The organism is Lactiplantibacillus modestisalitolerans, assembly GCF_005405425.1.
GTDB classification, from domain to species: Bacteria; Bacillota; Bacilli; order Lactobacillales; family Lactobacillaceae; genus Lactiplantibacillus; species Lactiplantibacillus modestisalitolerans.
Genome location: NZ_BJEA01000017.1, coordinates 45,705 through 61,737, shown reverse-complemented (window position 1 = coordinate 61,737; position 16,033 = coordinate 45,705). Strand labels below are relative to the sequence as shown.

16 protein-coding genes are annotated in these 16,033 nt (G+C 50.3%); all 16 read right to left on the bottom strand.

The features are described 5' to 3' along the window. Positions 1–27 precede the first annotated feature (27 nt). The 16 genes from rnhB to FFM79_RS10285 all read right to left on the bottom strand — a co-directional run bounded on the left by rnhB (position 28) and on the right by FFM79_RS10285 (position 15,860). Positions 28–795 (bottom strand): ribonuclease HII, encoded by a 768-nt coding sequence (rnhB, locus tag FFM79_RS10360; RefSeq protein ID WP_137643407.1) that lies wholly within the window; start codon positions 793–795, stop codon positions 28–30. Beyond that, a complete protein-coding gene (gene ylqF, locus FFM79_RS10355) occupies positions 788–1,639 on the bottom strand; it encodes a ribosome biogenesis GTPase YlqF (protein ID WP_137643406.1) in 852 nt (283 codons plus the stop codon). The genes rnhB and ylqF overlap by 8 nt, the downstream gene beginning before the upstream one ends. 123 nt (positions 1,640–1,762) lie before the next feature. After that, complete coding sequence (locus tag FFM79_RS10350; RefSeq protein WP_137643405.1) at positions 1,763–2,305, bottom strand: hypothetical protein; 543 nt, start codon at positions 2,303–2,305, stop codon at positions 1,763–1,765. A gap of 588 nt (positions 2,306–2,893) precedes the next feature. After that, the gene (locus FFM79_RS10345) at positions 2,894–4,381 is read right to left on the bottom strand and encodes a S41 family peptidase (RefSeq protein ID WP_137643404.1); all 1,488 of its coding nucleotides are present in this window, start codon (positions 4,379–4,381) and stop codon (positions 2,894–2,896) included. Positions 4,382–4,414: 33 nt separating this feature from the next. Further along, positions 4,415–4,636, bottom strand: a complete 222-nt coding sequence (locus tag FFM79_RS10340) for a YozE family protein (protein ID WP_137643403.1) — start codon at positions 4,634–4,636, stop codon at positions 4,415–4,417. Positions 4,637–4,656: 20 nt separating this feature from the next. After that, positions 4,657–5,313, bottom strand: a complete 657-nt coding sequence (locus tag FFM79_RS10335) for a YpmS family protein (protein ID WP_137643402.1) — start codon at positions 5,311–5,313, stop codon at positions 4,657–4,659. Positions 5,314–5,325: 12 nt separating this feature from the next. Continuing rightward, the gene (locus FFM79_RS10330) at positions 5,326–6,282 is read right to left on the bottom strand and encodes a GDSL-type esterase/lipase family protein (RefSeq protein ID WP_137643401.1); all 957 of its coding nucleotides are present in this window, start codon (positions 6,280–6,282) and stop codon (positions 5,326–5,328) included. Positions 6,283–6,350: 68 nt separating this feature from the next. Then, the gene (locus FFM79_RS10325; RefSeq protein ID WP_137643400.1) at positions 6,351–7,202 is read right to left on the bottom strand and encodes a DegV family protein; all 852 of its coding nucleotides are present in this window, start codon (positions 7,200–7,202) and stop codon (positions 6,351–6,353) included. 104 nt (positions 7,203–7,306) lie between these two features. After that, on the bottom strand, positions 7,307–7,795 hold the full coding sequence (locus tag FFM79_RS10320) for a dihydrofolate reductase (protein ID WP_137643399.1): 489 nt from the start codon (positions 7,793–7,795) through the stop codon (positions 7,307–7,309). Between the two features lie 39 nt (positions 7,796–7,834). Beyond that, positions 7,835–8,785: a thymidylate synthase gene (locus FFM79_RS10315; RefSeq protein WP_137643398.1), complete on the bottom strand. Its 951-nt coding sequence runs from the start codon at positions 8,783–8,785 to the stop codon at positions 7,835–7,837. Positions 8,786–8,796: 11 nt separating this feature from the next. Next, entirely contained in the window at positions 8,797–10,701 is a 1,905-nt protein-coding gene (locus FFM79_RS10310) for an ABC-F family ATP-binding cassette domain-containing protein (protein WP_137643397.1), read from the bottom strand. A 309-nt stretch (positions 10,702–11,010) separates the two neighbouring features. Beyond that, positions 11,011–11,478 (bottom strand): hypothetical protein, encoded by a 468-nt coding sequence (locus tag FFM79_RS10305; protein ID WP_137643396.1) that lies wholly within the window; start codon positions 11,476–11,478, stop codon positions 11,011–11,013. 59 nt (positions 11,479–11,537) lie between these two features. Next, positions 11,538–12,761 (bottom strand): CCA tRNA nucleotidyltransferase, encoded by a 1,224-nt coding sequence (locus FFM79_RS10300; RefSeq protein WP_137643395.1) that lies wholly within the window; start codon positions 12,759–12,761, stop codon positions 11,538–11,540. Then, positions 12,758–13,543 (bottom strand): 4-hydroxy-tetrahydrodipicolinate reductase, encoded by a 786-nt coding sequence (gene dapB / locus FFM79_RS10295; RefSeq protein WP_137643394.1) that lies wholly within the window; start codon positions 13,541–13,543, stop codon positions 12,758–12,760. Before dapB ends, FFM79_RS10300 begins: the two co-directional genes overlap by 4 nt. A gap of 175 nt (positions 13,544–13,718) precedes the next feature. After that, positions 13,719–14,516, bottom strand: a complete 798-nt coding sequence (locus tag FFM79_RS10290) for a Cof-type HAD-IIB family hydrolase (RefSeq protein ID WP_137643393.1) — start codon at positions 14,514–14,516, stop codon at positions 13,719–13,721. Positions 14,517–14,591: 75 nt separating this feature from the next. Then, a complete protein-coding gene (locus FFM79_RS10285; RefSeq protein ID WP_137643392.1) occupies positions 14,592–15,860 on the bottom strand; it encodes a tetratricopeptide repeat protein in 1,269 nt (422 codons plus the stop codon). Between the last annotated feature and the right edge of the window lie 173 nt (positions 15,861–16,033).

Genomic DNA, 16,033 nt, shown 5'->3' with positions numbered 1-16,033 from the left:
CACTCCCTTTATTAGGAAGTTACGCAGTTACGGGCGTAATACGTGCTGGACCGGCGAAAAAGAACGGCGGTGAATCGGCGTTGCCCCCAATTCCCGGAGCCCTGCTAAATGTTTCGCCGTCCCGTAGCCCATGTTATGGGCAAAATCATAACCAGGATAGACTTGCTCGTAAGTTGCCATCAGGTGGTCTCGGGCCACCTTGGCCACGATACTGGCCGCCGAAATGCTGGCGCTCTTCGCATCCCCCTTGATCAAGCGGACCTGTTCAATTGGGACGGGAATCTGCATCGCGTCAACCAGTAACCGGGTCGGGGCCACCCGTAAATTAGTGACGGCCTGCGCCATCGCTACCCGGGTCGCCTCGTAAATATTTAAAGCATCGATTTGCGCTGGCGAGGCCACTCCCAGACTCACCGCGACCGCGCGGCTTAAAATTTGGGGCATTAAGCGTTCCCGTTGTGTTGCGGTTAACTGCTTTGAATCGTTAACTTCAACCAAATCAAAGTCCTGGGGCAGGACGACCGCGGCGGTGACCACGGGCCCGGCTAGTGGCCCGCGGCCAACTTCATCGATGCCGGCAACGTACTGACCGCCGGCCGCCCAAAAGGCTCGTTCCAGCCGCATATGCTGGTCAAAACGGGTCTGGAGGGCCGCCCGCGCGGCTTGCCGCTTTAAATATTGCTGGTAGGCCTGCTGAACGCCCTTGCGCGGATCTTGTTGGGCGGCCGTCAGCAACGTCTGATCCGGGTGGTGCGCTAACTGCTGTTTAAACGCGGCAATCGTTAACTTAGTCATCCGCTTGCTCCGTCGTTAAATCGAGGGTGAAGCGGCCCAGCCGGCCCTTACGAATATCTAATAAAAAGGCTCCGCAAAAGCGCTCCCAGTCATCGCGCATCCCAGCGTTTTTCGTCATCACCATGAGTAGCTCGGGGTTGGCCAATTCTAATTGGGCTTCATCAAGCTTATACCGCGTTACTAACCGTTGCGGGTAATGCTGCTTATAGAAATCCAATGCAAATAGCGCCACGTCGTCGTTCGGATAAATATTTTCTTTGATTGCCCCGGTGACCGCTAGTTTCGTCCCAACGACCTGGTCCTCAAATTTAGGCCAGAGGATTCCGGGTGTATCTAACAATTCCAATTTGTTAGACGCTTTTAGCCACTGTTGACCCTTAGTCACTCCCGGTCGGTCCCCGACCTTGGCAATTTTCTTATTCACAATGTGATTTAATAGCGTCGATTTACCAACATTCGGAATGCCGACGCAAACCGCACGAATCGGCCGGTTCGTAATCCCCCGCGCCGCAATTTTAGCCAGCTTATCCGCTAGCATCGTCGTTGCCGCCTGCGTGATCTGCTTACCAGTCGTCCGGTTACGGGAGTCCACGGCGATCGCCGTTTGCCCTTGCGCTTGGTAGTGGGCGACCCAGGCCGCGGTCTGTTGCGGATCGGCAAGATCCTTCTTAGTCATGATCAATAAATGGGGCTTGTGTTGAATGACTTTTTCAATATCGGGGTTTCGGGAAGCCTCGGGAATCCGGGCGTCCACTAGTTCGAAGACGATGTCCACTAAATTGAGGTTATCCTGAATTTGGTGAATGGCCTTCGCCATGTGACCGGGATACCATTGAATATTCATATAAATTGCTTCCTTTCGTCTGGCTAATTGCCAGTTCATCGCACCTTTCATCATACCGAGAATTAACTAAAAACGCTAGTTTCCGCGCGTTTTTCTCATTAAAAATGCCCGTAACCGCCCCCGTCAGTGGTGCCGGACAACGGTTAAATGTGGGAGCATGGCGTGAATGCGCGCCGCCGCGTGGTCGGCTTGAAGTTGCTTTAAGATGGTCGCCTCGCTAACGGTCGCCGTTAAATCCGGACTAAAGCTATGAACGCCAAAGCTATCGTAGGTCACCTTGCCATCGGGGCTGAGCGTGAACCAATTCGGCTGGAGTTGCTTAGCCGGCGCTTGAATGTGCTGGTCAGGCCAGACTAAGTATTTCGGCCGACCATGATTGGCATAAATCTCGACTTGCCAGCCACGTTCAAAGTCACTAACTTCTTGCCACCGCTGAATTTTCAAGTGCTTCACTGCATAATAGATCAAACTCGCATACTTTAATTTGGGGTTTTGCCGCCAACGCGCTTGCGTGATTTCAGCTACGGGCTTGCTTGATTGTGCTTTTCGGCTAATTTGGGGCACTTTGGTGGCAGCCGGCTGACTTAAGCGTCCCCAGCTTAGCCCGCCACCAATAACAATCACTAGTCCCCCTACGATTCCGAGCTGAACCCACCGTTTATGCATCCGTAACCCACCTCTCCGTATTAAACGACCGCCGCATCCAATAGACGGACCGCTTACTTTAATTAAAAATCGATTATGCGCGTCTAGCGTCCACTTGTCTAGTCTAAACGAGCGATGCTGAACCACGTAAGCCGTAAAAAAGGACTCTGTACCAATTGGTGTTGAAATTGCCGCCAGCAACGGGTGTAACCGGTTGGCTGGAACACTGCGGGCATCGATTTGAGCTCACTCAGAAGACCACTGAGCAATCTCAAATTCGAGCCTTATTCTAAGCCGGAAGCAACCCACTTCCGCCTAAGAATAATTTCGCAGTTGAGCCATGGTTACACCCGCTGCTGGCTAGACTGGCTTTTATATTTAGTTTTACAGGTTAGTCTCAATTAATGAAGATGATCCGGCAGAACGGTTACCAAATTTAACGTAATCTTGCTTACTTATTTCGGTAGTCATAACGTCCTGATGAAAACTCAAGTGCTAGCTTTCTTAGCAGCTCAACACCAAATATCATAGACTCTAAAAAAGCAGCTCCAAGAAAGGCCGCGCCTTCCTGTAGCTGCTCACTGCTTCTGATCAACGCTTAAAACCGTCTTAGTCGGTTTGCGTTTGACTCATTAATTTAATGGCCGCATCGTACGCTCGGTCATGCGCGCTGATTTTTTCCGCCAATGCGGTTTCAATCTTAGCCAACGTTTGCTTGTCGACCTTCCCCGTTACGGTTAACTTGGCCTGCTTTTGATACTTTTTAACGGCCGCGGTCGTACTGTCACCAAAGTAGCCGTTCACGGTTCCGTCAAAGACGCCCAGGGCCTTTAAGTACTGCTGGAACGTCTTCACGTTCTGGTTAACCTTTTCAGCTTGTAAGTCGCTGACCTTGCTGACGATGGTCAGGCTCGCATAGCTGGGCTCGTTAGCGACGATGTCCGGGGTTAAGCCCTTCTTATTGATCCAATCACCATTTGGCGTTAACCATTTAGCAACCGTAATCTTCATTTCAGTCTTATCATTAAACGAAGTGACCGTCTGCACGGTCCCCTTGCCGTAAGACTTCGACCCAACGAGCTTAACGCCGGCAGATTGGTGTAACGCGGCGGAGAAAATTTCGGCCGCCGAGGCACTCCCACCGTCGATCATCACGGTCGTCGGTTTGGTGACCTTATAGCCGCCATCGTACTTCTTACCCGCAACGTACTTCTCAGCAGCGCCATCCCGTGACTGGACCTGCATGATCGTTTTACCGTTCTTTAAGAACATGGAAGCCATCTTAAGGGCCGCCGTCATTAAGCCACCCGGGTTCCCGCGCATGTCAATGACCAGCTTTTTGGCGCCCTGTTTGTCCAACGCTTTTAACGCCGCCTTAAATTCCTTCGCCGTATCAGTTGAGAAGGTCGAAACCGTCACGTACCCGATCTTCTGTTTACCACCAACCAGCTTATAATCAACGGTCGTCACCGGAATCTTCGCCCGTTTCAAGGTAACGTTAAAGGTCTCACCGTTACGCTCAACCTGTAATTTAACGCTCGTCCCGATTTTACCACGCATCAAGTTCACGGCTTCGGTCAGGGTCTTCCCCGCAATCGACTTACCGTTGACCGCTTTGATCACGTCCTTAGGCTTTAAGCCCGCCTTTTTAGCGGGTGTCCCGGCAATTGGCGAGATGATTTGGACGTAGCTCCCGGCTTTTTGGACCTGCGCCCCGATTCCTGAAAACGAACTGTCAATCGTATCGTTTAAGTCCTGGGTCTCACTTTTGTCCATGTATTCGGAAAACTTATCGCCCAGGGAATTAACCATCCCGTTAATGGCCCCGTTAGCTAACTTGTTCGCGTTGACCGGTTGGTAATAGTTTTCACTGATTGTCTGGTATACGGCAGCGACTTTTTTCATTGCCTGATTGGTCTGCTGCATGCTAGCAATTTGTTGGGTCACGGCCCGGCCTAAAAACCAGTAGGTTCCGCCGACCCCGACGCCCAAGGCCACGACGATCGAAATAATGTAGGTCCATAACCCTACGCGGCGTTTAGGTCGCGGTTGTTGCTGTTTCAAATGCGGATTTTGCTCCGTTGGTTTTTCTGGCATCACTAACGTCCTCTTTCTTTCAAATTAAGCGCCTTACGCCTCACTCGCTAAGTAGGCTTGCCAAGCATCGTCAAAAATCGTCATCCCAGGCAAGTAACCCGCGTTCAATTCTAAGTACTGGGACAGTTCGTGAAAGTCCCGGCTCTGCTTTGGAAACGACTGGTCTAAGAAGGCGTTGTTCGCAAACTCCGCAATGGCCGCCGTACTATCTGGATTCCGCTGCGTCATTAAAAACTGATAAAACGTTTTGTGCATGAATTCACCCCACTGGTCTGCTAATTATTACTGGTTGGAATGTGCATTTCAAACTGGAACTGGTCATTCGCCAGATCAATCTGATCGACACTATAAGAAACGTCGTGCTTGCTAACCAGCTTATTTAAGTACAAGTTGACCGTTTTTTGCTTAGCGTTCAGCCGAACCCACTTGGGAATCTTGTAATTATTGTTGATATAGTTGATCACAAAGCTAATTGGCAACGACATCGTTCCGACCGACAGCTTAGTCGCTTTGAGCGAAATGTTCCCGTCATCGATGACCTTAGGTTGCATCGTGATCACAAACGAAATATCCTGGCCTAACACCTGGGTCGTCCCGAGTAAGTAGGCCGCCTGCTTTTTAACTAGGAAACGGTACTTTAAATCCTGACCCTTTTGCAAATCAGTCAAATAGTAACTGGCTAACGCGTTCAGCTGCTTACGATTCATTTTAATGGGCACACTGGCCGCATCGTTACGTTGACTCGTTAACGTGGTCGTCTCACTTGGGGATCGAAAAATTTGCGTTCCGACGTAGGCACCGGTCCCAATGACTAACGCCAATAAAATAATGGCAATCCACTTCCACCCATTAAACGGTTGCCGTGGTTGCGGTGTTTTTGCTTGCGGTGCGGATGCTTTTTCCGCCCGCTTAGCCCGCTGTGCTTCACGCATCCGAACTCCTCCTTATTTTTTTACGGCCCACTGATCATGGGCCATCATGGTTTGATATAGTTTCTGACTAAAAATGCCGTATCCCCGTTTATTCGGGTGAAAATTATCCGTCGTCGAAATCAACACGTTGGTTTTACTCTCCGCAGCCAGCACGTTGGCGACCGACTTCTGATTGGATAAACTCGTGATCGTTGATTCATCCGCGGAACGCTTGAGCCGCTTCAGTTGGGCGGATGTCTTGTATTGCCCGTGCGACATGGCCGTATTAATATCCATGAAATGGGCGTCCGCGTACCGGGCAAGAATCGTTTCCGTTTGCTCATTCCAGCGACTAACATAACGCGTAATCGACGTTACATTGGGGAAATTAACAAAAATCGGGTTATAAATACTGAAAACGAATAGCGGGGCCTTGGGGTTTAGCTCGTGAAGACGATCAAATAGCTTGACCAGCTTATTGGCATAGTCTGTTTGGGCCTTAGCCACGGCCGCGTTATTTTTCGCAGTGTTGTTCGATCCTAACGTTTTTTCAAGCGTTTGCAGTAAATCGTTACCGCCAACCGTCACCGTGACAACGTCAGCTTTGGCAATTTTAGCCTGCAGCTGGTCAGATTGATTGATCCGCGCGAGAATTTGGTCGCTCCGATCACCAGCCTTCCCGGCGTTCGTCGTGTGGACGGTCAGGTTTTGCTTTTTGTGTAGTAGTTGTTTGATTTGGCCAACGTAGCCGCCCTCGGCTTGATCACCGATGCCCTCCGTCAACGAATCGCCGACTGCCACTAAGCTAATTTGCTGCTTACGCTGCACCTTAGGCGTTGTCTTAGTCGCTTTTTTGGCCGTCTTCGTCGGTTGCGCCGCTGGCGTGGCCGTGGATGGGGGGCTCATCAGTCGGCTGACGCCAAAATACACGCCAACCGCGAGCACCCCAACAATTAGGACCACTTTGAGTGCGCTCCATAGTTTTGACAAATTGATGCCCACCTTTCCAGATTGTTCATTGGTAATAAAAAAGGGGCGCGCTTTGGCGTCCCCCTCGTTTAAACTGGCGCTTGCGTGTGGTATTCAACCGCAAAAGCACCCGGACCACCGTGGGTCGCAATAATGGGTACCGTTGGTTGGACACTTACTTTTAAACTCGGTAAGGCTGCCTGCAAGCGCGCCTTGTAGTCTTCAACGCGTTCCGTCGCGCCCACGTGGGAAATTGCGACCTCCGCCACGTTCGGCGTGGCAATAATGTCATCGATGATTTTATCGAAAAATTTATTAATGGCCTTAACACCGCGGCCCTTCATTTTCACGTCCAATTCGCCGTCGTCAACTTCCAAGGCAATTTTGACGTTTAACAACGTACTGATTGCTCCGGTCAGCCGACTAATGCGCCCCCCGGCAACCAAGTTATTCAAAGTCATGACTCCCATGAATAACTTGGTATGTTGTTGGGTGGCATGAATCGCGTCAATCACGGCCTGCTTTTCAGCACCAGCTTGAGCCAATTTGGCCGCTGTCAGCACTTGAAACGCCATTGCACGGTCGGTGGTGCGCGCGTCAATCACCGTGACGTCGGTTTTAGTAATTGAGGCCGCCTGTTCGGCCGTATGGACCGTCCCAGAAATCGCCTCAAGCATGTTGATACAAATCACACTGGCACCGTCCGCCCCCAAATTATCGAAGGTTTCAATGAAAGTCCCAAGTGCGGGTTGACTAGTTTTAGGTAACGACTTAGCCGTCGCCATCTTATTAATGAATTCTTCCCGCGTAATGGTCTCATCTTCCACATAAATGGTCCCATCGATCATGACGGTCAGCGGAATCACGGTAATATCGTATTTTTTTACCTCTTCATCCGTTAAATTTGCCGAAGAATCGGTCACAATCTTGATTTTCGTCATACTTTGCCACGCTTTCTTATACTCATAAAGGTTTCGCGCCTTTACAATAAATTAATGATTTTAGTATAGCAGAAATATTGATTTCTTTCACGGTCAGGACCGAATTAACGCCGTTCAAAATCATCAAAACTAAACGGGTACGGATTGCGCTCGTCGCTCAGGCCCGCTTGGTGGGCCGTTAATTGCCACTGCGCGTAGTCAACCGTTGGCATCCAAGTGTCGCCGGTAAAGGCGTGGTCGATTCGCGTCCGGTACAAGCGTTTGGCCAATGGTAATACGGCCTTAAAGACCTGCGCGCCACCAATGACGAAAGTCAGTTGTTCCGGGTGCTGGGCGTCTAAGGCCCGTAACGCGTCTAAATCGGCAAGCCGTTGCACCCCCGCCGGTAACACTAACTCCTGGCGCGATAGGACCCAGTTCGTCCGCCGCGGTAATGGCCGTTGAAAGCCGGCAAAGGTTTTACGTCCCATCACGACGTCGTGCGCCGTGGTCAGCCGCTTAAAGCGTTGCAAATCGGCGGGCAGGTGCCATGGGAGTTGCCCCGCCCTTCCAATTAATCCATTTTGGTCCTCGGCCCAGATAAGTGCAATCATTGCGTTCCTCCTTGTTAATAAAACTAACCAGAACGGGGTTTAAATCGCCACGGGGGCTTTAATTGCGGGCGCTGGATCGTAACCAACCAGCTGAATGTCCTTCATTTGGTAGTCAAAAATACTAGCATGCGCGCCGCTCAATTGTAATTGCGGTGCGGGCCGTACCGGCCGCTGCAACTGCGTCTTGATCTGCGTTAAATGGTTTTGATAAAGATGAGCGTCGCCCAGCGTATGCACAAATTCGCCAACCGCCAGCCCACATTCTTTCGCGATTAAGTGCGTCAGTAACGCATAACTGGCAATGTTGAACGGCACCCCGAGAAAAACGTCGCCGGAACGCTGGTACAGTTGACAAGAAAGCTTCCCGTCGGCCACGTAAAATTGAAAGAGCGTGTGACACGGTGGTAACGCCATGCTCGGCACGTCTTCAGGATTCCAAGCCGAAACGATCAACCGCCGCGAGTTTGGCGTCGTCTTGATCATATCGATAACGTTCGCAATTTGATCGATGGTCTGTCCATTACGTGTCTGCCAATGCCGCCATTGGGCCCCGTAAACGTCGCCTAAATTACCAAACTTGGCCGCAAAAGCGTCGTCATTTAAAATTTGCTCATCAAAGCGTTGCTTAGTCTGCTGATAAACGGACGCAAAATCCGGATCCGTTAAGCGCCGATGCTCAAAGTTCGTCATTGTGGGGCCCACGTAGTCCGGGCTATTGACCCAGTTCTTAAAGGCCCACTCGTCCCAAATATGGTTGCGGTGTTGCAATAGGAAACGAATATTGGTGTCTCCGTGTAAAAACCATAGTAATTCGCTCTTGATCAAACCAAACGGGACCTTTTTAGTCGTTAGTAGCGGAAATCCCTGGCTGAGGTCAAAGCGCATCTGATAACCAAAAATACTGTAGGTCCCGGTGCCCGTTCGGTCGTCCTTGTAAGTGCCGTGTTCCAAAATCGTCCGTGCTAATTGTAAATACGCTTCTTCTAACATCCGTTCGCTCCTTATGCCTGATCAAACTGGCTGAGATAGTCCCACCGATCCATTTTTTCATCAATGGTCGTTTCCGTCTTCGTCAATTCCTTTTGCAAATCCGCCAGCTTGCCGTAATCGCTGGCGTTCGCAGCCATGGCCTCCTCGATTTCCGTTTTATGGTTATCAAGTTGTTCGATCACGCCCTCGATTTTATCGTATTCCAATTGTTCCGCGTAAGTTAACTTGACCTTTTGCTTCGGGGCGGCCGCACTCGCGGGCTCGGTTGCCGCCGGTTTAGCTTTAGCCTTAGTCGGTTGATTAGCCGCCTTAGCAGTTTGCTTTTGATCCTTCAAGTAGCTTGAAAAGCGCCCAGAATAACGTTCAATCTGGCCGTGGCCATCGAAGATCAAAAGTTTCGTCCCGACTTTATCCAAGAAGTAGCGGTCATGGGATACCGTAATCACGGTGCCAGCAAAGTCACTCAGATAGTTTTCCAGCACCGTCAAGGTTCCAATATCCAAGTCGTTGGTCGGTTCGTCTAACAGTAAGACGTTCGGTTGTTGCATTAATAGTTTTAACAAGTACAACCGCCGCTGTTCGCCACCCGACAACTTCCGGATCAGCGTCCCGTGCATCCGCCGGGGAAAGAGGAATTCTTCCAACAATTCAGTGACCGAAACGTGCTCGCCCTGCTTATTTAAGACGGTTTCACCAACGTCTTGCAGGTAATTAATGATCCGCTTATCACCCGGAATTGGTTCGGTTTGTTGGGTGTAATAGGCCATTTTAACGGTCTCCCCAATCGTGACCGTCCCCGAATCCAACGCTTGGCGCCCGGCGATAACGTTCAGTAAGCTTGATTTACCAGCTCCGTTCAAGCCGGTGATCCCAATGCGGTCATTTGCTTGGATCAACATTGAAAAATCGTTCAAGATTTGAAGGTCACCGAATTTTAAGCTGGCGTTTTTCAGCTCAATGACCTTTTTTCCTAAGCGCTGTTGCCCTAACGAAATATCAACGTCGTGGTCGACCTGGAGCGTATTCAGATTTGATTTCAAATCGTTAAAGCGGTTAATGCGGCCCTGCTGCTTGGTGCTTCGCGCCGGGGCCCCGGCCCGCATCCAGGCGAGTTCCTTTTTATACAATTGCTGCTGTTTATGTTCCGCTAACACGTCCCGGGCTACCCGTTCGGCCTTCGCTTGAACGAAGTCCTGGTAATTCCCGGTATACTGGTGGAGCTCGCCAAAGGATAGCTCAAACATCTGGTTAGCCACCTGGTCTAAGAAGTAGCGGTCGTGGGTCACAACGACCAACGCGCCCTTATACGAAGCCAGGTAGGACTCAAGCCATTCAATGGAATCAAAGTCAAGGTGGTTCGTTGGTTCATCCAAGAGCAACAAGTCGGGCGCCTGGATCAAAACCTGCGCCAACCCGACCCGCTTACGCTGTCCCCCGGAAAGGTGCTTAACGACTTGATTCAAATCGGTAATGTGCAGTTGGGTTAAAATCGTTTTAACGTCACTTTCAGCCGTCCAAGCATCCTCCTGGTTCATTTGGTCCTCAGCGTCAACGTAAGCGCGTTGGGCTGCGGGGTCCTCCGGATGGTCCCCGTACGTGCTCAGCGCTTGTTCATAGCGCCGAATCGTTCGAAAGACTTGCTGACTACCAGCTAAAACCGCGTCAATCACCGTTAAATCTTCTTTTAATTCGGGTTGTTGCTTTAAATAGCCGATCGTATAATTTTTCGGCTTGATCAACTGACCAGCTTCTGGTGTCGTTACGCCGGATAAAACGTCCAAGAGGTTCGTCTTACCAGAACCGTTAACGCCGATCACACCGATTCGGTCATGTTCGTTGATAATAAACGAAATATCGCGAAATAACGTCTTTTCACCATACGTGCGGGTCAGATGTTCTGCTCGTAATGTTTGCATGTTTTAAATCCACCCTTTTTACTTCATTACTATTTATCTTAGCTAGAAACGCGTAAAAACACAACTCGTAGTGTTGTTGAAATTAACCGCGGCAGTAATTTTTAGTTGTCCAAGTTGGCGGGGTTACTTCTGGTTTGTTGATTACGGTTGGGTTTGAGATTGTAGTTAAAGTAACTAATTACTATTTAATAGTTCTCATAACGTCCCCCCATTAAAAAAATCACATTATCCGGATCAATTAATCCGAATAATGTGATTTCAGTTACGCTGCCAATCTAACCACGTTAACGTGGTTAAGCTGAGACGTGATTAAACCGTTCCTGGGCGATCGTTGTCACCGTAAATATCAATCACGGTCCGTGAATCGTCAACAACTAGGTGTAAGCGACCGTCTTTCGAAATTGAACTCGTCTGATAAACGTTATCAATTCCGTCAACGTCCTTGGCTTTGAATGGTAAGTAAACTTGTTCACTCCCACGTTCGTCACCAAATAAAATGTCGATTTTTTCAATATCTTGGAAATGGGTCACCCGTTCAAACATCCCACTAGTTACCGTTGATAAGTGGGTCGTTTCTGGATCAACCGCATCCGCATCGGGCTTAAATTCAGCCTTAAAAGACTTGCAAGGATGAATAATGGTCATCTTGCCACCCTTAATCCGGCCGTAACTTGTCGTTACCCGGCCAATCCATAAGTCGGAGATATCTTGATGATGAACGACCCAAGTGTCACCATTGCGGAAATTAAATTTTAATGCTTCTAATGCTCTTTCCATTGAAAATCACCTCATTGAGAATTAGTTTCATCTTAATCGTAACAGATTCATAGAAAATTTCAATCACTTTTTGTATCCGCTGCCATCCTTGAAAAATCAAGCAAAGCGTCTCGCTGGTTTGCAACTTGGCCATCAATCACCGCCGTTAAGCACGCTTGCAGGATCGTCCCCATGGCCGGACCGGGTGTGACCACGCCCGTACGAATTAAATCACCGCCGTTGACGGCCAACTCGTGCCGATCATGAATCGGTAGCTGGTGGTAAGCCGCCGTTAACTGATCCAGCGGCTGACCAAAGCCAAGAATTGCCGCCACCTGATTAGCCGTTGTCAGCGCGTCTAAGCCGGTTGCAAAGTTTTCCTGGGCCGTTAGCCGACCATTAGCTTGCAGACTCGCTAGTGCCGAAACAGCGGCCGTAACGTGAACAATCAACTCGTTACTCGTCTTCCACTGCTTCAATAGTTGCCGAACCTGCGTGCTTTGGCGGCGTTCAGTAATCCAAGCCAGCAACGTCCACGCCGCTTCGATCGTCGGTAGGTGCCAGTCAGCGTTATCCATCAGGTCCGCTAAAACGGCCCGGTGCGCCGCCATGCCGGGCAAGTACCGGTACAACGCTGTCGCTAGCAGCGCTCGGAGGCCCCGTTGGGGGCGCTGACCCATTAGGAGTTTCTCCCATTCGACCCGGGTGCGTTCAACCGCAATCTTGGTTAAAAGCGCGGCATTATCCGCAATGGCCGCTTGCGTTTGCGGTTCAATTTCGAAGTCCAACTGACTGGCAAAGCGCACCGCCCGCATCATCCGTAGGGCGTCCTCGTGGAATCGCTCCTCGGCTACGCCCACCGCGCGTAAAATGCCCGCGTCTAGGTCCTTTAAACCGTCAAACATGTCGATAACGGTCCCATCCGGCTTCATCGCTAAGGCGTTAATCGTGAAGTCGCGGCGTTGTAAGTCTTCTTTCAACGAACGCACGAAGGTGACCTGGTCCGGCCGCCGAAAGTCCTGGTAACCCGATTCCGTCCGAAAAGTGGTCGTCTCGTAGCCGGTCCCATGGTCTAAGATCATCACGGTCCCGTGCTCGATCCCGGTATCAACGGTGCGCTTGAACAACTGCTTGACCTCCGCGGGAAACGCACTGGTGGCAATGTCTACGTCGTGCAACGGCTTACCTAGAATCGTGTCGCGAACACTCCCGCCAACAAAGTACGCTTCGTAACCGGCCGCAATGATCGTATCGAGCACCGGCTTGGCCGCCTCAAACTCGGCGGGCAACGCCGTTAATTTCATAGTAAGTGCTCCAAACCGACAAAGAGTTCGTGGTACTGGTTAACTTTTTCAACCGCGACCTTAACCCCAGTCATGAACGAAATCCGGTCAAAGGAGTCTTGTCGAATTGTTAAGCCCTCACCAGGGCCACCAAACATGACTTCTTCGTGCGCAACTAACCCTGGTAAGCGGACCGCATGAATCCGCATGCCTTCATATTCGGCACCGCGCGCACCAGGAATGGTTTCAGTAGCGTCGGGGTTACCCTGTTCCTTAGGTGCCCGGACTTCCGCAATTTTCTTCGCCGTACTAATCGCGGTCCCGCTTGGCGAGTCGATTTTATCATCATGGTGCATTTCAATGATTTCAACGTCTGGGAAGTACTTGGCAGCTTGTTGTGCAAATTGCATCAAGAGCACCGCACTGATCCCAAAGTTCGGGGCAATTAAGCCCCCGATTTGTTTTTCCTTCGCGAGCGTTTGTAAATTTTTAACCTGGGTATCCGTCATCCCAGTCGTCCCAATGACGGGGGAAATGCCATGTTTCAACGCAAAGGTCGCGTTTTCGTATACGGCCGTTGGAATCGTAAAGTCGATCCAAACCGTGGCGTCCGTCTTAATTTTGTCCAACGCGTGAAAAGCTGGCACGTCTTGACCCTTAAAACGGTCATCTTCACCGAGGTTCTGATCCTGACTGCGTGCGTCGTATACACCGACCAGTTCAAAATCCGGGTTATCAATTACCATTTGAGCAGCGGTACTGCCCATCCGGCCCTTATAGCCGGCTACAATTACTTTTACCAAAATAATTCCTCCTCAAGGTCAATCTACCTTTTATTTTAGCAGAGAATCCGGGTCAACGACACGTGATTAGTGTTAAAGCCCCCCGAAACGCCAAAAAATCGATCGTAACCGCAGTCACCACCGATTTGCTTGAACTGATTTGATTGTATTGCAAGGCTGGATACACCGGGCGCGCTTAAATTAGCGCGTCGATGGTTGCCAAAACGCCCGCATGATTATTATCCGCGACCGTTACCGCGTGCGCCGCCGATTGAACGTGCGGCTTAGCATTCTGCATCGCGTAGCTGTACGTGGCGGCGTTGAGCATCTCAAGGTCGTTACTGTTATCCCCAAAGACCGCCGTTTGTGCCGGCGTAATTTGCCAATGCCGTTGCAAGTACGCTAACCCCGCCGCCTTATTCACGTGAGGCGGAATGACGTCCAGCCCGTTACCACCACTGACGGTTGCGCGTAACCGACCGTTAAAATGTTGATTAATCAACGCCGCGTTGGTTTCAGCTGCCGTCCCCGGCCAATTAAAATTGACCTTATAAATATGATCATCAACGGCCGTAATGTCGTCCACAATTTGCATGTTACTTAAAAAGTAGCGCACCGTGGGCGTATCATCCTCTGGCCGAATGTAGGCCCCCCGTTTTCCAGACAGCGACAGGTTAGCCCCCGTTAGGGCCGGATGGGTGGCGACAAACTCAAGTAGCTCTAAAAGTAACGGGTGCTCGATCACACTCTCGTGTAAGATGTGCCCCTCACTCGTCATCACTAACCCCCCGTTTTCCGCGACGTAGGTGAGTTCACCCTGAACGCCGTCAAAAACGTCGATACAGTGTTGTAATTGGTTGCCACTGGCCACGACAAAGTGCTGACCTTGCTGATTCATCCGGTCCAACTGGGCTTGAAACCGGGGTCGGTCAAATTGATGCTGGTCATCTAAAAACGTCCCGTCCAGGTCCGTTGCAATCATTGCGATTTTCAAATTGCTTACCCCCAAGGTTTGGTCTGATTAATTTCATTCTACCAAACTTGAAAGTGTTTTCAACTCCCAGGCCTACTAGTAACCCTGATCTTCAAAATCTTCCAACATGGCAACCATCTCACCGTCATCCGGGACGATGGCCAAGTAATTCCGGAGCGCGGCGACCGCCTGCTCACGCATCCCCGCCTCACGGAAAAAGTAAATCGCGGGCTTTAAGAAGTCCTGGTTATGTTCAAAGAACGGGTAGGCCGCCAAGTAGTTCTCTTGAGCAGCTTTAAAGTGGTCCAGATGCTCGTTGGAAACTGCCAAATTCCAGTAAAACTGCGGGTCAAACTCGTTGCTTTGTAAATATTGATCCAATAAGTCAATGTTCGCCTGGTACCGCTCCTGCTGAACGAGTAAGTTGGATAATTCCAACACGGTCGTTAAATTATCGGGATCGATACTGAGGCCTTCCCGGAAGTACCGTTCAGCCAGGTCCTGATCGTCCAATTTTAGCGCTAAGCGGGCCGTTCGCAAGTAGAGCTGTTCATTATACTGGTCAACTGCTAAGCCCTCTTGGAGCGTTAATAAGGCCTGATCAAGCTGGTGTAACTGTTCCTGCGCTTCAGCCAAGTACGGATAAACCGTTGCGTACTGCGAATCCTGCTCCCGTAATTTATTAAAGGTATCGATTGCCTTACGTGGTTCGTTTAATTGTAAATACGTAAAGCCCAGCTCAAACTGGGTATCCGGCGTTAATTTAGCCGGCTTAATTTGTTCCAAGTAACCGACCGCCTGTTCAAAGTGACCGGCTTCCGCGTAAGCCACCCCGAGGCGTTCAACCAAGTTAACCCGCGAAATCTCTAAGTGGCCCTGCTTAATGAGTGCCAAGTAAAAGCGGACCGCCTGATGGTAATTCCGAATTAAGAAGTAAAACTCGGCCAGGGCGAACTCAACAATCGGTTCATCGGGATCAAGCCGGTACGCGGTTAGGAGTTTTTGTTCACTTACTTCAAACAATTCTTGGGTTTGATAAAGGTCGGCCTCCACGAGTAGTGCTTGCACGTAGGCCGGCGAGTCCGGTTTAACCTGGTGCAGGTAGTCCAATGCCAAGTCGGTATCGCCCTCATCAATCGCGATATCGGCCAGGCCGGTTTTCAAGTCGTCTTCGTCGGGGTACTTGGCAAGCAACTTCTTATAAGTGCGTGCCGATTGCTTCAAAAAGCCCAAGCCATAGAGCTCTTCCGCCAAACTAAAGAGCGTATCGTCATCGTCCTTGCGGAGGGCCCACGCAAAGTGCTTATTTGCCGTTTCTAATTGCCCGTTGGAAAGGGCCGCGAGCATTTTTTCTGAGTAACTCAATTGTCCACATCCTTTAAAATCCGTTAACCGCGGTCGACACCGGCGCCACTAGCGTTAGTCACGCGGATAAGCCGGCACTTCGACCGTTCGCTGATTCGACTTACTATCATAACGCAAACGACAGCAAAAAAGCCAGCATAACGGTCGCTATACTGGCTCAAAAGTTAACACTT

Coding starts and splice junctions, on each gene's coding strand:
- rnhB (WP_137643407.1), bottom strand. CDS start 795: ATGACTAAGTTAACGATTGCCGCGTTTAAACAGCAGTTAGCGCACCAC.
- ylqF (WP_137643406.1), bottom strand. CDS start 1,639: ATGAATATTCAATGGTATCCCGGTCACATGGCGAAGGCCATTCACCAA.
- FFM79_RS10350 (WP_137643405.1), bottom strand. CDS start 2,305: ATGCATAAACGGTGGGTTCAGCTCGGAATCGTAGGGGGACTAGTGATT.
- FFM79_RS10345 (WP_137643404.1), bottom strand. CDS start 4,381: ATGCCAGAAAAACCAACGGAGCAAAATCCGCATTTGAAACAGCAACAA.
- FFM79_RS10340 (WP_137643403.1), bottom strand. CDS start 4,636: ATGCACAAAACGTTTTATCAGTTTTTAATGACGCAGCGGAATCCAGAT.
- FFM79_RS10335 (WP_137643402.1), bottom strand. CDS start 5,313: ATGCGTGAAGCACAGCGGGCTAAGCGGGCGGAAAAAGCATCCGCACCG.
- FFM79_RS10325 (WP_137643400.1), bottom strand. CDS start 7,202: ATGACGAAAATCAAGATTGTGACCGATTCTTCGGCAAATTTAACGGAT.
- FFM79_RS10320 (WP_137643399.1), bottom strand. CDS start 7,795: ATGATTGCACTTATCTGGGCCGAGGACCAAAATGGATTAATTGGAAGG.
- FFM79_RS10315 (WP_137643398.1), bottom strand. CDS start 8,785: ATGTTAGAAGAAGCGTATTTACAATTAGCACGGACGATTTTGGAACAC.
- FFM79_RS10310 (WP_137643397.1), bottom strand. CDS start 10,701: ATGCAAACATTACGAGCAGAACATCTGACCCGCACGTATGGTGAAAAG.
- FFM79_RS10305 (WP_137643396.1), bottom strand. CDS start 11,478: ATGGAAAGAGCATTAGAAGCATTAAAATTTAATTTCCGCAATGGTGAC.
- FFM79_RS10300 (WP_137643395.1), bottom strand. CDS start 12,761: ATGAAATTAACGGCGTTGCCCGCCGAGTTTGAGGCGGCCAAGCCGGTG.